Below are 15,719 nucleotides of genomic sequence, written 5' to 3' on the forward strand. Positions count from 1 at the left end.
TTATCCCTCCTGTGCCGATATGAATTTAAAGCCGAAAGTAATAAATTCATTTGTATTTGTCGTATTGGAAACGCTTTGTATATACACATTACCATCAGTATTAATATGTGTCCTGTGTGTTTGCGGTGTTGAAGCAGCACCAATACTTGATGCTACCCCTATAAAATGCATCCCCTGTATAGGACGATAACCACTTGGCAATGTGAAAGCAGGTACTTCAAAACCTATAGTACCTCCTGTCATAGCTCCAATTAACTCCACCTCTCCAAATGGATTCTTATAAAATTGCACTTTTTGAGTGCCATATTGTTTCCATCCGTTTAATAGAGTGGTTGGGGACTTCCATTCTATTTTCTCTGTGTCGGTTAACAAACGTTTCCAGCCAGTAAAAACACCATCAGTATGCACTGTTCCAAACCAATGCATATTGTCATAACTTCTAATGATATGAAGAGTCTTACGTTTACCGGCTGCTTCTAGAATATCTACATTAAACCACGAGGCATCGGTCGTCGTTGGCATATTCACTGCATTCGTTCCAGAGACATAATAAAAACCAGAGGGCAAGGTGAGTATATCTGTGCCAGTTGGAATAAGCATTCTAGTTCCATTTGCATTTAATAATGGATGATCGTTCAGCCTCTTCCACCCGCTCCATTCTTGCTGAGTGCCCGTGACATCAGTCGTTGATCGATTGATGTACATATCACCTGTATTATTTGCCCCTATAATCCAGCCATAGGTATTTTCACTAAAAACAGATAAGGCTCTCATAGAACTTCTTGTTGGCAGATCAGGGTGTGCTTCATGGATATACCACGAATGGACGCCTGGTAATTTTGTGAGCTTATCTAAAATACTAGGATCATTTGCATTAATTCTTTCGTAAGCCCTTCCGTCATCAGCAGTAATTTTAGATAATTGTCCTGCATCCCATTTATTTCTTTCATTTTGAGTAGGTAATTGAAGCCAGTTGATTCTGACATCATTCACATGATAGGAAAAACAAAATGCGTTGCCCGATGTATCAATTGCAATTCCTACACCGATGTTATTTTGACCTACTAACTGAAAGCCTCTTAAAGCCGCATTCCCGATTGCGGGAGAATCGACTACTCCAGAACCTCCTGGCGCATAAAAAGAACAGGCACCTAAAGATTTAATTCCATTATAAATACTCCCGCCAGCAGGGATATTGACCAACTGGGCCCCGTTATCATTCGTCATTTTATAGAGCTGGGATTGATTCCATTTCTGCTTTTCTGTTTCGGATGCATGAGATGTCGTGTCATTTTTGTGTTGATTGATTTGATCCAGTAGTCTAGTATCATTTTCAAGAATTACTTTAACCATGTCATTAAACAGTTCCGCATGGGCTTTGTCACTGGTTTTGAAAGTACGAGGCGTCTTTATCTCCATCTGATTCTCCTTCCACATTTCAGTTTTATTACATTATCTTGTACTGAACTTAAAACCAAATGTAATAAACTCAGTAGGATTGGCATTATTTGAAGACGACTGCACACATACATTTCCATTCTTATCTATTAATGTACGATGAAATTGAGGTACTCCTGGTGTTCCTATACTTGAAGCAACTCCTATAAAATGCATCGCTTGCTGCGGCCGATATGGTGCAGGCAAGTTAAACACTGGATTATTTCCTAAAATCCCACCTTTTATCGCACCTACGATCTCGACTTCCCCTAAGAGATTCTTTCGATATTTAACTGGTAAATTAACAGGATCATATTCTTGCCAGTTGCCTTTAATTTCTTTAGGTGTTTCCCAAGCACCATCTAATAAATCGGAAAGCGTTATTTGCTTCTCCCAAGGTGTCCATGATTCTGCATTGTGTTTAAGAACTCTAAAGTAGGTGTTCTTCCCATAAACAGATTCATAAGCTATTTGAACTAATGTATTGCCATAACTCATGACCAATAAAAACACTCGATTCAAGGAAGAAGAGGGACCGTTTACTCCTGTATTATATATGAGATACATCCCTGTCTCAGTAAGGGTATTGTAGTCTGTCTCGCTAGAAAATCCATGATAAAAGGGCTTTCCATTATCTTGAGTGATTTTTACTAATTGACCGTTATCCCACCTGTTTCTATCGCTTTCTGTAGGCAGCTTTGTCCAAGTAATCGATGTATGACCGGTCTGATAATAAAAGGAATAAGCAATCCCAGAACTATCCACCGCAAAGCCAGTGCCGATATTTTCTTGTCCTACTGTCTGCAGTCCCCTGATTGAAACATTCGATGAAGCCGGGGAATCCTCCACACCAGCAGCTGCATAAAATGTACAAGTTCCTTTATCTTTTATCGCATCAAATATTCTTCCGTCAGTTGACACATTGATCAGCTGTCTTCCACTATCTGCTGTGATTTTATAGCTCTGTGAATCATTCCATTTTTTCTTTTCTATTTCAGATGCGTGTACTTTCGCATCATTTGTATGTTTTAAGAACTGCTCTATTAATCTATGATCATTTTCAAGAAGTACTTTGACCATGTCATTAAACAAATCAGCATGTGCTTTATCATTTACTTCAAAAGGCTTTGGTTCTTTTACTTCCATTCAATTTTCACTCCCTTTCTTTGATGCTTGGTGCCATTTCTTTCAGCTGCTCTAGAGTAAGAATTCTTTGCTCATATCCTTCATTTAAATCTTCCATTGAACAATCACCTAGTTCGACTGCTTGTTTGACCAATTCAGGGGTCACCCATTTAAAATATAATGCCATTACCCAATAATTCATGATTCACTATCTCCTTTAAATAAAAGGATCTCATTTTTTAGCTTCTTTAGTTCGCTTGTTAAATGATCACATTGATGTTCAAGCTGTTTTCTCATTAGCTTTTCTTTAGCTACTTCTTGTGCTAGATAATCTAGCGGCAGAGGTGGTTGATATCTTGGATTGATTTGACATTCCTCCCACCATTCTTTCAATTCTTCTACCGTTGGCTCGGGCACATCTAGATGCCACTCGTTTATATACGAACCGTCTCCGTCATTTCTAAGTTCAAAATCTTTTTGCGGGTCTGCATCGGGGTATTTATACTTAATGGCTTCATATAAAATCATCAGAATCCTCCTATACTCTCGGGAAATTTCGTCCGCCTATTTCTGTAATGTCGAAATAGTTGTACCAGCCTGAATTTTCCGACACATATCGACTAACGTCTCCGTCATACCCTACATATAGGTACATTTCTAAATAGTCTCCCTTATTCGCTGGCACATTGGCAGCACCATAAAGCCCGGTACTTAAGCTCAATGTATCAGATGGGCTTGCAGGGCTTTGTCTATGGTGAGCAATATTTTTATATCTTTTTCCATTCAAATAGATCGATAATTCAAAGTTCGCGTATCGTTGAAAGCTTTCAATATAAACACCTGCATTCACTGAATACATTCCGTTTTCAGGGCAGATGAACCGATTATTTTTGATATCAAAATTGTTATGACTGTCTTTAATTTTTCGATTAAAAAGGACTTTTTGATACTCTCCTTTGGTTAATAACTGCTTTCCAGTTGTACCTATATTGGCATGACAAAACCCTGAGATTTTGTGCCATTCAGTCCAGCCAGACCCCGTCCACCAGTGACGACACCACGTACCTGTACTATCAAAATAGCTGCCTGCTTCGTTTCCAGTTCCATAGTAATATTGAATAAATCGAAAGTTACTATATTTTTCATTTTTCACAAAGCCAAATCTCGTAGGATAACCGGTATCATTCGCTTGTCCAATATCCATAAACGTAATACCTATTGGATATTCCTCGCCGCTGACTGATGCATCTTGAATGGCTTGATCGCCTGTTAATTTGAATAAACTTTCATTCGTGATCCCTGCTATTTGTTGACTGAGCGCATTGTCATTCTCCACAAGTGTATCGACCATCCGGTTAAATAAGTTGGCATGGGCTTTGTCAGAGGTTTCAAACGGTAAAGGTGTTTTTATGTCCACTTCTTTTCCCCTCCATTAATAAATATCATCAATCTCAAAAACAAATTCGATGTCGCCGTCTTTTTGTTTGTCTGTCATGGTGCGGATGGCGGTGAATTTGCCGGCTTCGTCGACAAGGGCTAGTTCATTGATGACTTCGCCTGCTAGTTCTCCTTCAGCGATGGTGCAGGTGTAGCGGATTTTTGCCGGTTCCATGAAGGTAAACGAATCAATATTTTTTTGAATCAATTCTTTTTTGAGTGCTTGTTCGGTTCCGTCAAGAGAGATCGGTTTTCCATCCTTTGTTCCTCCATTTCCGAACGCCATTTTGACGACTTTTGTGAGTTTTGTTCCTTCTGCTCGTGCCTTTGCCATTTGTTGACGTGCATATAGTGTGGTTACGGTTAATTGATCAGCCATTGTGATCCTCCTTATAGATCTATTTTTTTAGAAGTTGCTGCCAGCATTTTTGATCCATCAAGCGGAACGGATCCATCGAGAATCCAGTAATGCTCCTTGATCAGTAAACTGCCGCCTTGTTCATTTTGAACATGTACTGGTAAGCGGAACGTCATCCTCTTTTTCGCGTGATGTGAAAGCTGGTTCTTTGCGCGCAAAGTCAGCGTAGCTGCTTGCTTCGTTTCATACGATGCTCCAGTCATGACATAATTCAGACGATATGCTGTTTCTTTCTCTTGTTGAAGCGGCATTCTCATCTTTAATGAATGCCGAAAACGAGCTGGGACCTCCGTAGTACCTCGTATCCCGCTAAGATAGAACGTTCCATTTAATACGAATTCACCATTGAGTAAAATTGGAATATGATCGAAAAAGCCCACTCTGCTTCGCAGTGTGAGCCGCTGGTGATGATCATTTTTTTCATGAACATCTGTATGATGAATGGCGGTGAACGTATACGCCAAATGCGCTGGCTTTAACGTTTCGAGTATTTCGACGATATATCTTGTGTTTTGCAGGTCGTCCAGGTTGACACGCAATGCAAAATGATAACGGTTGACTGTAAGACGGATGATTGCACTCGGATTTTTAAGAAATCGATTCACAGATTTCTCTAATGACAGATACGTAATTGGTGGAATGTTCGACATCATATTGAGTAATCGTGCCCTGCGCAGCTCAATCGAATCATCTGACTCTCGCTGCACCTTGAGCATTCTCTCCCACCGATTCAATCCCCACGTCGCTGTTAAAGGGAAGAACTGATCCGTTACATCAAAAATGGATTCGTCCAATTGTTCAAACTCTGGCGCCTCCGTTTTTAGTAAATGATCCACATCATAAATCTCTGTGAAATATGGCGGCAAGTAGTTTTTCATTTCATCAAGTTTGCTCAATAACCTTCACCTGCCTCAGACGTGGTATCTCAATGTCTTGTAATACTAAGTTTTTTGACTCCCCATTCAATAAGACGTTTGCATAATCGGACACGCTCTCTGAATGGTACAAAATATCATTTAAGGCGGACATTCGAATCGTACTTTTTTCAAATGCGATTGATTTTAACAGTGCTTTGACCTTTTCTTCTATTTCTTTTTGCGCACCTTCAAGTGTCCAGTCCATCTGAAGTTCGACGGACACTTCTATGTCAATATCTAGCCACTTGGCACTTTCCACGGTTGCTTTTGAACCAATAGGAGCTTGCCCTTCTCCTTCTCCCGGTACAGGGTCAATATACTCCTGGACCCTTTTGACAAGAAGCTCAGAGGCTACATCTAGATTGCCGTCTGTGATGACAATTTTGACCGTTCCCTCTCCATTCCATAGCGGGAACACTTTCGCTCTGCCGACACCAACCACTTCCTCGGCCCACTTTTTGTAATGTGCTCTGTTGGCACTGACAGCCTCTCGCCTTGCGCGTATTAAATACCGATCGTATAATGACGCATCATCTTCTTCCTCTTGCCCTGGTATCACCAATTCCTTCATGATCATCGACTCTAGACCCGGAATTGTATCAAGCGATAGTAGCGGCTGACCTGTTAATTGCCCATTGCCGGCTGTACCTGTTGTCTCGCATTCTAGTGTACCGTCCTTTGAAAATTGAAAATAAACATCTTCAATAAAGAATCTTGATCCTGCTGGAATGTTTACGTTCTCTGGTTGAATGGTTACGGACCAGACCGCTTTGGTGGCTGGCTTTCGTTCAATCCCTACTTCAGCCGCTCGTCGATCTAAAAATTCCCCCTGTGCTGTATCAGCAAAGACAAGCTCAAACACTTGATCAAGCCAAATATACGACTGAGCCAGTTCAGCAGCAGCAGGCGCCAAGGCATTCCAAATGACGCTGTTTTCTCTTTTATCTATGTCATCTGGCAGCCTATCCAGCATTCTTTCCATCAACGCCTCATACGTTTGCTCCTCAAACATCTCCCTCCATCACCTCCTCTATTTCTAATGTGCCTTCATCTGTGACAATGGCTAGTTTGACTTGAAAGGCATCATTTTGCTTCGTGACCTCTATCTCTTCAATATGATCAATCCGCTCATCAACGACCAATGCTTCTTCTAGCAATCTTGGAATCTCCATTTCTTTGTATTCATCTGTTGCTTCTGTATCGGTCAATAGCTCCTGAATTTCAGTGCCAATGTCGTGACTGTAAATGGGATGTGCATAGCGCTCTGTTCGCAATGTCATATAAATAAATTGACGGATCGATTCAATGCCTGTAATGGCTTCATTTGTCAGCCTGCCATTTTCAAAATCTATGCGATACGTCGTCGAGGTTTCTACCTCTTCATCTTCCTCTGTTTCCTCGATTTCTTCCTCTGGTGAAAGTGCCACGTTCATCACCTCCCTTACAATTTGTCGATGATGTAAAAGGACTGCCCTCCTGCCATTGCAAGTACCATAATGCTGTCTCCCCTTTTCAACTCATCATCCTCACCCTTATTTAAGCGTTTAGGCCAAATAAGCAGTTCTTCCGGAATGATCAGCTTACTGTTTTCATTTAATCGGATGTGAAGAGGCGAAGCCATTGTGACCTCTCCAATCACCAGATCAATTGGAGAAGCTGCATCTACTGCATTGACAGCGAGTCGTTTAATTGCTTCACTTAATCTCATGCTTGATCACCCTTTGGCATGGAATTTTTCTCAACGACGTCAATTGTCATGGTGTGCTTCACTCCATTGAATTCATGCTTGTCTTGATCGATCCAGTAGGTTTTTTTGATGTTGATTTCAGGGATTTTCAAATAGATTGGCAGACCGCTTTGCAGTTCAGGGATTCCGAGTGCTTGTATGCTTTTCACTTCTTGTTTGACGCCTTTTTTCTCAGCTAGGCGTACTTTCGCTCTTTTTTGAAGCTGCGGCTGGTTGATTTGACCTGTGACCGTCTCCACATGCTGTAAAATGCCGTACTGACTCTGACCCGCTTTATCCTGTTCGATCACCACAATATCTGATTTGCTACCTTTTTTCTTATTCTTCCCCTGTTCGTCTACAGACGTGCGCATCTTCACACGTGTTGCTGTCTCTTCAATGGAGGTGCTGTACTGATAACCGATGAGGTTGACGCCTGATTCAATGACCCACACGTCCTCTGGATCGGGCCAAGCTCTCAGCCCCATCTTGCCTTTAGCAGAAAAAATTTGATAATTTCTACCGGTTTGCCGCTTCGTTTCCTTCAATGCTTTTAAAATGATGTCATATAAACTCGTGTCATTTTTAAAAACGAGAGACTTCATGACATGTCCTGTATTTGCGATGGATGTCATAGGAATTTGAAAGTCTGCCCCGATCCGCCTCAAAATTTGATCTGCCCGTTGATTTGAAAAAACATATACATCTTGGTTTTTCACTAAATATTGGAGCATATCGTATGCGGTAAAGGTCAGCTTTCCTTCAACAGGCGTCCTAGAAAACACGATGCCTCTGAACAGCTCTTTTCCTTTCCATTTAAAAAGAACCGTGTCTCCTTCTGAGACACGGTAATATGTTTGACTGCCTTGCTTTGTGATAATATTCGCCTGAATAGAGCGAGGGGCCTGATACCTTTGCCCCTGAAGTGTCACACTCTCTGTGACAAGCTCATACATCGTGCCGCTTCTGATGGCAAAAAGCTCAATCAATGTCAGCCCCCCTATTGTGGTATTTTCAATTTTTGCCCTGGAAAAATCCAATATCCCGGCTGTTTAATATTGAGTTTACTTCGTTTGATCATCGCTGCTTTATTGGCATTCCAAATACGCCGCCATTTTGTACTATCGCCATAAAAACGGCCTGAAATGGCCCACAGAGTATCTCCCTTTTTGACAGTGTACAATTTTGGTGGTGTTTTTGAGGGTCTTTTCTTTTTGGTTTGTTTTGCTTTTTTCTTTCGTTTGATTTTCCTAGGCGATGCGGTTTTATATTCCTTTAACTCGATCGTAAATTCACGATCCCCTATGTCATAAGACCCTTCCTTGTGTGTGAAGCTCTCAATGCTGCACGTCATATTGATTTTAGTCCCTGTCACAATCAGTCGCACAGACTTCTTTGAACGCATCATTCGTTCAATTTTCGCTATTGCATTCTCTGGTGATGGAATGCTTTTATATTCAGCAATTGGCGAATATTTCTTAGGAAATAATGAGGTGAATGATACTTGTTTAGCCGATGGTACATCAATAAAAGTCAGTTCTCCAAAAGAGGAGACCTTCACCGTTTCATTTTGTACGTTATTTGTGATCTCAAGTTCGGATGGAAGCACAGGGAATCGCAACTTCTCCTTGCCTTGGGAAATCCACAATTGATACACTGATTTACTCATCGATCACGACCCCTTTCGTTCCTGTCTGAAGCTCTACTTCCAGTTCGTCTACAAGCATTTGTCTAATTTTTTCGACAAGCGATTGCTGATCCTGTCCATTATGGAAATGCTGATCACCATTGAACTGGATGGTGATTTGTTTATTGCCTGACGTTGTTGCAGTCCCAGCTCGCTGTGCTGAGGTGACTTGCTGCATCTGTGATTCTGGTAAAGGAGCAGATGCATTTGATGGATCATAGACTTGCATCCCAAGTGCCTTGGCTGCCTGCGTCAATAAATATCTCCCGCGAATGCCTCTTTCTTCTGGAATAATCCATTCGCGTTTGTTTCCTTCACCGACTCTAGCTACCTGCTCCTGAGTAATCAATCCGCCATTGGCGTAGCCTTTATAAGGACCGCCTCTTCTCATACTCCGTAATCCCGGTGTATTGAAGACTGTTCCATATCTGCCCTTAATGTAGTTAATGGCTGCTACGGCATTATGAATTGGGTTCCAAATATCATTCATGCCCTTGCCTTTATTGGAATGGAAGGTCGGCCCAATGGTTTGCATTAACCCTTTAGAAGGCGTTCCCTTCTTGGCGTTGGAATCCCACAAGTTGATGGCTTTCGGGTTACCATTTGATTCGTGCTGAGCGATTGTCATAAGACCTGGAAGCCAGCTCATCGATGTGCCAGTCGCCATCAGAGCTGCCATGAGCCATTGCTGAACACTAAGACCTGAAGCACCCATACCGCTGAACGCTCCGATTAATGAACCCGCTTGATTTTCAGCAAACTTTTTCACATCAACTGAATCGAGCCCTTTGACGACACCAATCGATGCGAATTTCCCTAGACTCATCATGACACGTGAAGGAGAATGAATATCTAGTTCTTCTCTAAACGCCTGTTCCACTTTCTTCGCCATTTCTTTGGCAGCTTGTGTGACTTCACTTGCTTTTGAACGCATGCCGCTATTGAAGGCGTCGATCATTCCTGAACCCCATCCTGGTGATTCTTGTTTGGCTTGCAGGAATGGTTGTTTGACGTGTTGGTCTACGTATTGGCTTGTGCCAATTGATGTGGCATTTTGACCTGTTGCAAAGCCACTAACAGTTCCAGAACCCCAAGTTGGTGATGCTGTCATCACTTGTTGGTATGGTGCTTTTACACAACTTTGCAAAAAGCTATCAGTTCCTGTTGGTGTCATTTGCTGGCCAGTAGCAAATGCCGATACCGTTTGTTGTCCGTACTTTCCTGAATCTGATGTCATTTGATTAAATGGCTGCTGAATGTTTTTTTGCTTCCATTGATCAAGTGAAACCACCTTTTGATTCAGCCCTTGTTCAAAATCATGATTAAATTGCTCACCTATGCTGGCAGATTGGATGTTTCCATTCATTGAAACCGTTCCACCAATTGAACCGGCAGAAGCAGTTGGAGCTGCTGGAGCATTCGGCGTTATTGAAGCTGGAGAGCTAGAAACTGGACTTGCTGCTCCGCTGCTGCTTGGCACAACAGACATTCCAAGATGAGAAGCAGCTTGTGCAAGCAACATCTTCCCACGGCCCCGGTTATTTTGAGTTGGAATGACAAATTCGTTACCCGCTTCACCAATCCATGATAAGGTAGGCTGGGTGATATAGCCGCCTGTTGCATTATTATCAGGTTTTTTCTTTCCAACGATCCAATTTATTACAACATCTACAATACCGCCTGCTTTTTCAAAAATCTTTTGAACCCAACCAAATGCTGCAGAAAAACCATCACTTATGGCACCTGCCACTTTTACGATCGGTGTCTGAATATTATCTTTAAACCATTTGGATAATCCATCCCATATATCTGTCACCACTTTATACGCTTCTTCAAACTTCTTCCCAATGCTATCTTTGATGGTTCCAACCGTTTCTACAAGCGGATTCCATACATTGTTCATAAACCAAGAGGATACTGCTCCAAAAATTGATTGAATGGTTTTCCACGCATTTGATAATGCTGTCCAAATCCCCGTAGCGACTGTGACAACTGTGCTGCTTAGCGGTGTCCACACATTCTCAATAAACCAGCCTGCTACTGCACTGAATGTTTCTTGTATCCACGTCCATGCATTGACTAGACTTGACCAGATCGTGGTTGCTACCGTAACGACTGTGTCGCTTAGCGGTGTCCAAACGTTTTCAATAAACCAGCCCGCAACTGCACTGAATGTTTCTTGTATCCATGTCCATGCATTGACTAGACTTGTCCAAATCGTGGTTGCTACTGTAACGACTGTACCACTTAGTGGTGTCCAGACGTTTTCGATAAACCAGCCTGCGACTGCACTGAATGTTTCTTGTATCCATGTCCAGGCATTGACTAGACTTGTCCAGATCGTGGTTGCTACCGTGCCAACCGTGCTGCTTAATGGTGTCCACACATTTTGGATAAACCAGTCTGCGACTGTAGACCACACTTCAACAATTTGATCTTTGATTTCAATGGCTTTTTGGCCAATCTTCTCAAATCCACCGCCATCAAACCATTTTCCAATTGTTTCACCGATAGATTCTCCGCCCATACTGCCAGCGATGCCGCCTACTAGGCCGCCGATGGCTGTGCCTACTCCTGGTACTACACTTCCAATAGCTGCACCTGCTGCTGCACCTGCCATCCCTCCGGCGATGCCGCCTCCAGTCGCACCGATCTTTTCACCAGCATTCTCTTTTTTCATACCAATTAGATTTGTTGCACTAAGTACACTGCCTAAAATAGGTACTTTCTTTAATAATTTGCCGCTCCCTTTACCGATATTTTTCAACGCATCCCCTAATTTACTTGGAGGTCTTCTATTCATTTCGGTTCTTGTTGTGGCATTTGGATTTCTAGGTTGTCTTGGTGATTGACCATTTCTATTTTTGGTTTTAGTAGATCCTCCCCTGCTTAAACCTCTTGCACAACAAGGACAACAACTATTGCGAAACAAACCTTTACCACCTCGCGGCTTAGATTTCTTATTGGGAGCTGAATTTGATGGTGTGGATGTTGGTGCTGTTGTTGGTGCTGTTGTTGGTGCCGTTGTTGGCGCTGTTGTTGGCGCTGTTGTCGGCGCTGTTGTTGGCGCTGTTGTTGGCGCTGTTGTTGGCGCTGGAGTGCTACTTCCATTCGATTGATCACCTGCACCAAAGAGACGGTCTAATACATTGGTCACCAATTCATCTAGTTTTTTTTCAGGATTAAATTTAATCTTCTCTTTTATTCTTCCGATCACATCTTGCTTGTACTCTTCCATTTTATTTTCAACCCAAGGAAGTGCCTTTTCGTCCCAAAACTTTCTAGGACTTAATTTTTCTTTCAGCTTGTCTGCAACATCACCTGCATATTTTTGAATTTCATTTAACCCTTTATTAGCAAGGCTCTGGAGCCAACCCTGTTTGGGTTCATCCTTTTTAATTGGCGGACTAACAGCTTCAGGCTCTTTTTTTATGTTTTGTTCTTTCACAACTGACTCTGCCTGATCTCGTTTTTTCAACTTACTCTTTGCATTGTCTTGAACAGATACTCTGATTTCGTGTTTAGCCATTGTCAAGCTTTTGAGTGTCTTTTTGATTCGTTGAATGGCAGCGGTGGCTTGGTCAACCATGTTTAATCTCATATAGTACGTTCTGTTCATGAGCTGAAGGATTGATTTTTTGATTGATGACATTTTTCCTGACAACTGATCATTCAGTTTGAACGTCAGCAGGATTGGACTTGCTTGTGATTGTTTCAAGCGATCTATACTGGATTTAATGACATCTAGTCCTTTTGCTTGAATCGATATGACCATCTGTTTCGGTATCATGTTCAGCTGGTTTGTTAATGATTTGAGATCACGATAGATTCCTTGATCTAGCTTCATGGATAATACAGAAAACCTTCTCATCGATAAATTGAGGTTCCTTAGCTTCTTTTCATCCATTTCCAGGCTTATTTTCACCGGTTTTCTAAATGGTTTGAGCTGCTTCTCAAACGTTTGAAATCGTTTTTGAATGCGCAACAGCTTCTTTGATACTTTGTCTTCTAATTCAAATCGTGCAGTGAGCTTCGCCAGTTTATTTCCCTCCTTTCTTTGCTTCTTTTTCTAGCATGTCGAGTTTGTAGCTGATGAGTCCGAATAAGAATGCCTTAAATTGTCTTGGTGCTTCGTATAAATCGAGAAGTTCTGATGGGGAATAGTGAAGCTCATGCATGGCGTAATATAAAAACACCGCTTCCTTATCCCCATCTTTTATTAGTTTTTTGCTGCGTCTTCTAAATCTTCAATTTCGTCTTCAAATCCATTGATTTCAATGGCTTTGTTTAACCAGTTTGCATATTCACCGCCGACAGATAAAACACGTTTTGCAACTTCAACTGGATCTTGTGTGCTGTAGGCTTCTCTTAATTCCTTTGAGCGGAAATCTGGATAAATCGTCGATTCAATGGCAATTCGTGCGTAGAAGCGCTGGCTGTCTAAGTCTTTCACACGGCCTCTGCCTTTGACATTTTTGAACGTGGTGTTCTCTTTTTCCAGTTCATCAATACGTTCCGTGGTAATCGCTTTGAAGACAAAAGGAATGACATTCCCTTTTTTATCAACAAAACGCTTAGAAATTGGTACTTTGACCTCTTCCGCTTCTACTGTTTGTCCTGGCATAAAAAATGAAAGATCAAATGTTTGTTTTTCGCTCATGTTTAAAAACTCCCTTTTGTTTGTTTTTTTGAATACAAAAAAGCACATCCATTTTTTGAATGTGCTTTCCAATCTTTTCATGTATAATATAACTCGTACAATTGAACGGCTTGCTCAAGGGTGTCTGGCTCATCCCCGATAGGAAGGGGGTGATGCTCATGTCAACGTTCCAAGCGATTTCCCTAATGCTTTTATTCGGGATGTTTATCCTTGCTTTGTTGACGTATATAAACAAAAAATAGACTCCCCTTGAGCTTTGGTAGGTGAAAGGGAAAGTCTATCCTTAAAACTATCTAATTGATAAGCCAGCCCCTTGAAGGGCCTCATTGTACATTGCCGGGATGTTAGCGCATCCTGGCTTCTTTTTATTGTATGCAAATCGCTTTGCATGTAAACATCATTTTGTGTGTTATTGAATGCAATGTGCATTACAAATGCATTCATTTTTCATTACATCTGCATTATAGCATATTTGGTTTTTATTTAGCTAATTAATTAGCTAATTTCCTCCACATTTCTTAGAAAGAATTCTTCAGCTTTTCAGGCAGATCAAAGTCTTCAAATGTAAATGGAACTTCTTCTTCAAGTGCCTCTGAATCGACATCTAGTCCAGCAATTTTAGCTGAATCAAAGTTGACATCGAATAATGTCACACGCTCTGTGCCTCGGCCTGATGATTTATCATCAATTACCGCTTGAAGAGTGAAATAAGGATCTTCCCCTTTTTTCACATAGTTGAGCATAAGTTGAACGAAACGTGACGTAACTTTATAGAATGTTGCCGTTCCTGTTCCGTTTGCCCCAGTTGTTTTATGGCCAGTCATTCGGCGGCCCATTACGTTCACTTCTGATTTATTTTTCTCCACGTTTGCTTCAAACGTTTTGATAAAGGCAAGCTCCTCACCTTCTAAGAAAAGACGACCTTCTTTACCTGAGATTGTATTTTGCGCTTTAAAAGCCATCTTACTTCACCTCCACATTGAAATAGAATTTTTCTGCTGCGTCTACTGGCTGTACTGCTAAATCGATGATAAATCCATCACGATCTTCATTGAGGCCAATGACGATGTCTGTTTCTGAGTTAAAGCCTGTAATGCCGCTTCCATCTTGAAGTTGTGTGAGATACTGTGTAATCAGTGTTTTCACAAGCTGCACTCCATCATCAGATGCTGGAATGTCATTGCCATTGGCTTTGCGTAATTTAATCAAATTTTTCAGTTCAAATGTTAAATCATTGTTGATTGCATCTAGCACACGGATGATTTTGTTTTTCGCCATTTGCTGGTTCTTTTCAACCGTGAAGCTTGTCAAAGAGTTAATATCTTTTTCAACGCTCACCGTGCGGTCTCTTGCATCAAAAGTGAAAAGAAACTCTCCTTGTGATAAACGGTATTCTACTTGATCATTATCAAGACGCTCTAATGTATCGACTGCGCCTTCGTATTCAACAAAGGTCAGTGACTGATTAAAAGTCGCTCCTGCACTTGCTCCTGCGACCCAAGCTGTTGTTTGAGCAGGCGCGAGTTCTGTTCCGTCTTCTAAAACAACACCGCTTGTGACATTGATGATTCCTTCTTGATCAGCTGCATAGTTAGCCACAACGCCTTGCACCTTACGTCCTTGCTTATCACGTAAACGCTCAATAAATGACGCGAATGTTGCTTTTAATTGCTCACTATTATCGACTGGTAGTGCAATGACATCAAAGTATTCCGTTTCAGCTGCTTCTAGGAAAGCTGTATAATCTGCGACACTTGCCACACCGTTTTTCCCGCCGCTTAAAGCCGCTCCAGCAGTAATGACCGCTTCGCCTTCACCAGAAAATTGAACGTATTTGTTTTTCACAAGATCTTTGACATCTTTGACCACCTGTTTATCGACAATATCTGTTCCAAGATAGGTGATGACGTCACGTTTTGTGCTGTCGAGTACATTTTCTGCCACTTGAATGGTGATCTCATTTCCTTTTTGACCACCATAATTGGCTGTGACCACAAAGTTTTCTGCGATTTCCGCTTTGGCTGGCTCTCCTTCGTTTAGACGGTAAAGCAAGACCGTTTGCGCTTTTTTCTTCGCTTCACGGAAAAGAAGAAGTGACTTATCATCAATGTTAAGCCCGACCTTTTTATTTAAGTCTTCCATATCGGAAACGGAAATAAAGGTTTTTGGTTCTCCCCAGCTCATGACAAGAGGAAGTGCAACTGTTCCTCGCTCGCCTAAAGTAATTCGCTGCTCTGCTGTTGTTTTAAAATTAAAGTAAATGCCAGGACGCTTTTTCTCTGTACCTGGTGTAAAAGTGCCTCCGTTCATCC

The 15,719-nt window shown here is 41.6% G+C and carries 18 protein-coding genes; 1 reads left to right on the top strand and 17 read right to left on the bottom strand.

The features are described from left to right. The 15 genes from V7L95_RS02175 to V7L95_RS02245 are packed head-to-tail and all read right to left on the bottom strand — an operon-like array spanning position 1 to position 13,407. Entirely contained in the window at positions 1-1,419 is a 1,419-nt protein-coding gene (locus V7L95_RS02175; RefSeq protein ID WP_340967906.1) for a hypothetical protein, read from the bottom strand. A gap of 33 nt (positions 1,420-1,452) precedes the next feature. Continuing rightward, positions 1,453-2,583 carry a pyocin knob domain-containing protein gene (locus V7L95_RS02180; protein WP_008344072.1) on the bottom strand — a complete coding sequence of 377 codons (1,131 nt, stop codon included), beginning with the start codon at positions 2,581-2,583 and terminating at the stop codon, positions 1,453-1,455. A 7-nt stretch (positions 2,584-2,590) separates the two neighbouring features. Next, positions 2,591-2,764: a phage portal protein gene (locus V7L95_RS02185; protein ID WP_017359001.1), complete on the bottom strand. Its 174-nt coding sequence runs from the start codon at positions 2,762-2,764 to the stop codon at positions 2,591-2,593. Next, positions 2,761-3,090 carry an XkdW family protein gene (locus V7L95_RS02190; protein ID WP_008344076.1) on the bottom strand — a complete coding sequence of 110 codons (330 nt, stop codon included), beginning with the start codon at positions 3,088-3,090 and terminating at the stop codon, positions 2,761-2,763. The genes V7L95_RS02185 and V7L95_RS02190 overlap by 4 nt, the downstream gene beginning before the upstream one ends. Before the next feature lie 10 nt (positions 3,091-3,100). Continuing rightward, positions 3,101-3,979 (bottom strand): hypothetical protein, encoded by an 879-nt coding sequence (locus V7L95_RS02195; RefSeq protein WP_076820988.1) that lies wholly within the window; start codon positions 3,977-3,979, stop codon positions 3,101-3,103. 15 nt (positions 3,980-3,994) lie between these two features. Beyond that, the gene (locus tag V7L95_RS02200) at positions 3,995-4,378 is read right to left on the bottom strand and encodes a phage tail protein (protein WP_017359000.1); all 384 of its coding nucleotides are present in this window, start codon (positions 4,376-4,378) and stop codon (positions 3,995-3,997) included. Between the two features lie 11 nt (positions 4,379-4,389). Then, positions 4,390-5,313, bottom strand: a complete 924-nt coding sequence (locus V7L95_RS02205) for a YmfQ family protein (RefSeq protein ID WP_076820990.1) — start codon at positions 5,311-5,313, stop codon at positions 4,390-4,392. Beyond that, positions 5,300-6,346: a baseplate J/gp47 family protein gene (locus tag V7L95_RS02210; protein ID WP_007500587.1), complete on the bottom strand. Its 1,047-nt coding sequence runs from the start codon at positions 6,344-6,346 to the stop codon at positions 5,300-5,302. The genes V7L95_RS02205 and V7L95_RS02210 overlap by 14 nt, the downstream gene beginning before the upstream one ends. Continuing rightward, positions 6,339-6,761 carry a DUF2634 domain-containing protein gene (locus V7L95_RS02215; RefSeq protein ID WP_041507673.1) on the bottom strand — a complete coding sequence of 141 codons (423 nt, stop codon included), beginning with the start codon at positions 6,759-6,761 and terminating at the stop codon, positions 6,339-6,341. Before V7L95_RS02215 ends, V7L95_RS02210 begins: the two co-directional genes overlap by 8 nt. Positions 6,762-6,775: 14 nt before the next feature. Next, positions 6,776-7,042 carry a DUF2577 family protein gene (locus V7L95_RS02220; RefSeq protein ID WP_017358996.1) on the bottom strand — a complete coding sequence of 89 codons (267 nt, stop codon included), beginning with the start codon at positions 7,040-7,042 and terminating at the stop codon, positions 6,776-6,778. Next, entirely contained in the window at positions 7,039-8,049 is a 1,011-nt protein-coding gene (locus V7L95_RS02225; RefSeq protein WP_052320655.1) for a hypothetical protein, read from the bottom strand. The genes V7L95_RS02220 and V7L95_RS02225 overlap by 4 nt, the downstream gene beginning before the upstream one ends. Before the next feature lie 11 nt (positions 8,050-8,060). Further along, positions 8,061-8,729, bottom strand: a complete 669-nt coding sequence (locus tag V7L95_RS02230) for a LysM peptidoglycan-binding domain-containing protein (RefSeq protein ID WP_340967914.1) — start codon at positions 8,727-8,729, stop codon at positions 8,061-8,063. After that, the gene (locus tag V7L95_RS02235) at positions 8,722-12,732 is read right to left on the bottom strand and encodes a transglycosylase SLT domain-containing protein (RefSeq protein ID WP_340967916.1); all 4,011 of its coding nucleotides are present in this window, start codon (positions 12,730-12,732) and stop codon (positions 8,722-8,724) included. The genes V7L95_RS02230 and V7L95_RS02235 overlap by 8 nt, the downstream gene beginning before the upstream one ends. Positions 12,733-12,787: 55 nt before the next feature. Then, positions 12,788-12,925, bottom strand: a complete 138-nt coding sequence (locus V7L95_RS02240) for a hypothetical protein (RefSeq protein ID WP_008344097.1) — start codon at positions 12,923-12,925, stop codon at positions 12,788-12,790. Between the two features lie 41 nt (positions 12,926-12,966). Continuing rightward, positions 12,967-13,407: a phage portal protein gene (locus tag V7L95_RS02245; protein WP_008344099.1), complete on the bottom strand. Its 441-nt coding sequence runs from the start codon at positions 13,405-13,407 to the stop codon at positions 12,967-12,969. Positions 13,408-13,592: 185 nt separating this feature from the next. On the opposite strand from V7L95_RS02245, the gene V7L95_RS02250 reads away from it, so the two are divergent. Next, the gene (locus V7L95_RS02250; protein WP_229200408.1) at positions 13,593-13,649 is read left to right on the top strand and encodes a putative holin-like toxin; all 57 of its coding nucleotides are present in this window, start codon (positions 13,593-13,595) and stop codon (positions 13,647-13,649) included. A gap of 276 nt (positions 13,650-13,925) precedes the next feature. Here V7L95_RS02250 and V7L95_RS02255 read toward each other — a convergent pair whose 3' ends face one another. Beyond that, the gene (locus V7L95_RS02255) at positions 13,926-14,369 is read right to left on the bottom strand and encodes a phage tail tube protein (protein ID WP_003213309.1); all 444 of its coding nucleotides are present in this window, start codon (positions 14,367-14,369) and stop codon (positions 13,926-13,928) included. Position 14,370: 1 nt separating this feature from the next. Further along, positions 14,371-15,717 (bottom strand): phage tail sheath family protein, encoded by a 1,347-nt coding sequence (locus V7L95_RS02260; protein ID WP_017358990.1) that lies wholly within the window; start codon positions 15,715-15,717, stop codon positions 14,371-14,373. Positions 15,718-15,719 lie beyond the last annotated feature (2 nt).

Origin of the sequence: Bacillus sp. PPSBB_11 (assembly GCF_038023285.1) — a bacterium.
GTDB classification, from domain to species: domain Bacteria; phylum Bacillota; class Bacilli; order Bacillales; family Bacillaceae; genus Bacillus; species Bacillus altitudinis.

What these genes read in the sequence shown, in the direction of transcription:
- V7L95_RS02245 (WP_008344099.1), bottom strand. Translation starts at nt 13,407, where the DNA reads ATGAGCGAAAAACAAACATTTGATCTTTCATTTTTTATGCCAGGACAA.
- V7L95_RS02220 (WP_017358996.1), bottom strand. Translation starts at nt 7,042, where the DNA reads ATGAGATTAAGTGAAGCAATTAAACGACTCGCTGTCAATGCAGTAGAT.
- V7L95_RS02240 (WP_008344097.1), bottom strand. Translation starts at nt 12,925, where the DNA reads ATGCATGAGCTTCACTATTCCCCATCAGAACTTCTCGATTTATACGAA.
- V7L95_RS02210 (WP_007500587.1), bottom strand. Translation starts at nt 6,346, where the DNA reads ATGTTTGAGGAGCAAACGTATGAGGCGTTGATGGAAAGAATGCTGGAT.
- V7L95_RS02260 (WP_017358990.1), bottom strand. Translation starts at nt 15,717, where the DNA reads ATGAACGGAGGCACTTTTACACCAGGTACAGAGAAAAAGCGTCCTGGC.
- V7L95_RS02175 (WP_340967906.1), bottom strand. Translation starts at nt 1,419, where the DNA reads ATGGAGATAAAGACGCCTCGTACTTTCAAAACCAGTGACAAAGCCCAT.
- V7L95_RS02190 (WP_008344076.1), bottom strand. Translation starts at nt 3,090, where the DNA reads ATGATTTTATATGAAGCCATTAAGTATAAATACCCCGATGCAGACCCG.
- V7L95_RS02230 (WP_340967914.1), bottom strand. Translation starts at nt 8,729, where the DNA reads ATGAGTAAATCAGTGTATCAATTGTGGATTTCCCAAGGCAAGGAGAAG.
- V7L95_RS02180 (WP_008344072.1), bottom strand. Translation starts at nt 2,583, where the DNA reads ATGGAAGTAAAAGAACCAAAGCCTTTTGAAGTAAATGATAAAGCACAT.
- V7L95_RS02255 (WP_003213309.1), bottom strand. Translation starts at nt 14,369, where the DNA reads ATGGCTTTTAAAGCGCAAAATACAATCTCAGGTAAAGAAGGTCGTCTT.
- V7L95_RS02185 (WP_017359001.1), bottom strand. Translation starts at nt 2,764, where the DNA reads ATGAATTATTGGGTAATGGCATTATATTTTAAATGGGTGACCCCTGAA.
- V7L95_RS02200 (WP_017359000.1), bottom strand. Translation starts at nt 4,378, where the DNA reads ATGGCTGATCAATTAACCGTAACCACACTATATGCACGTCAACAAATG.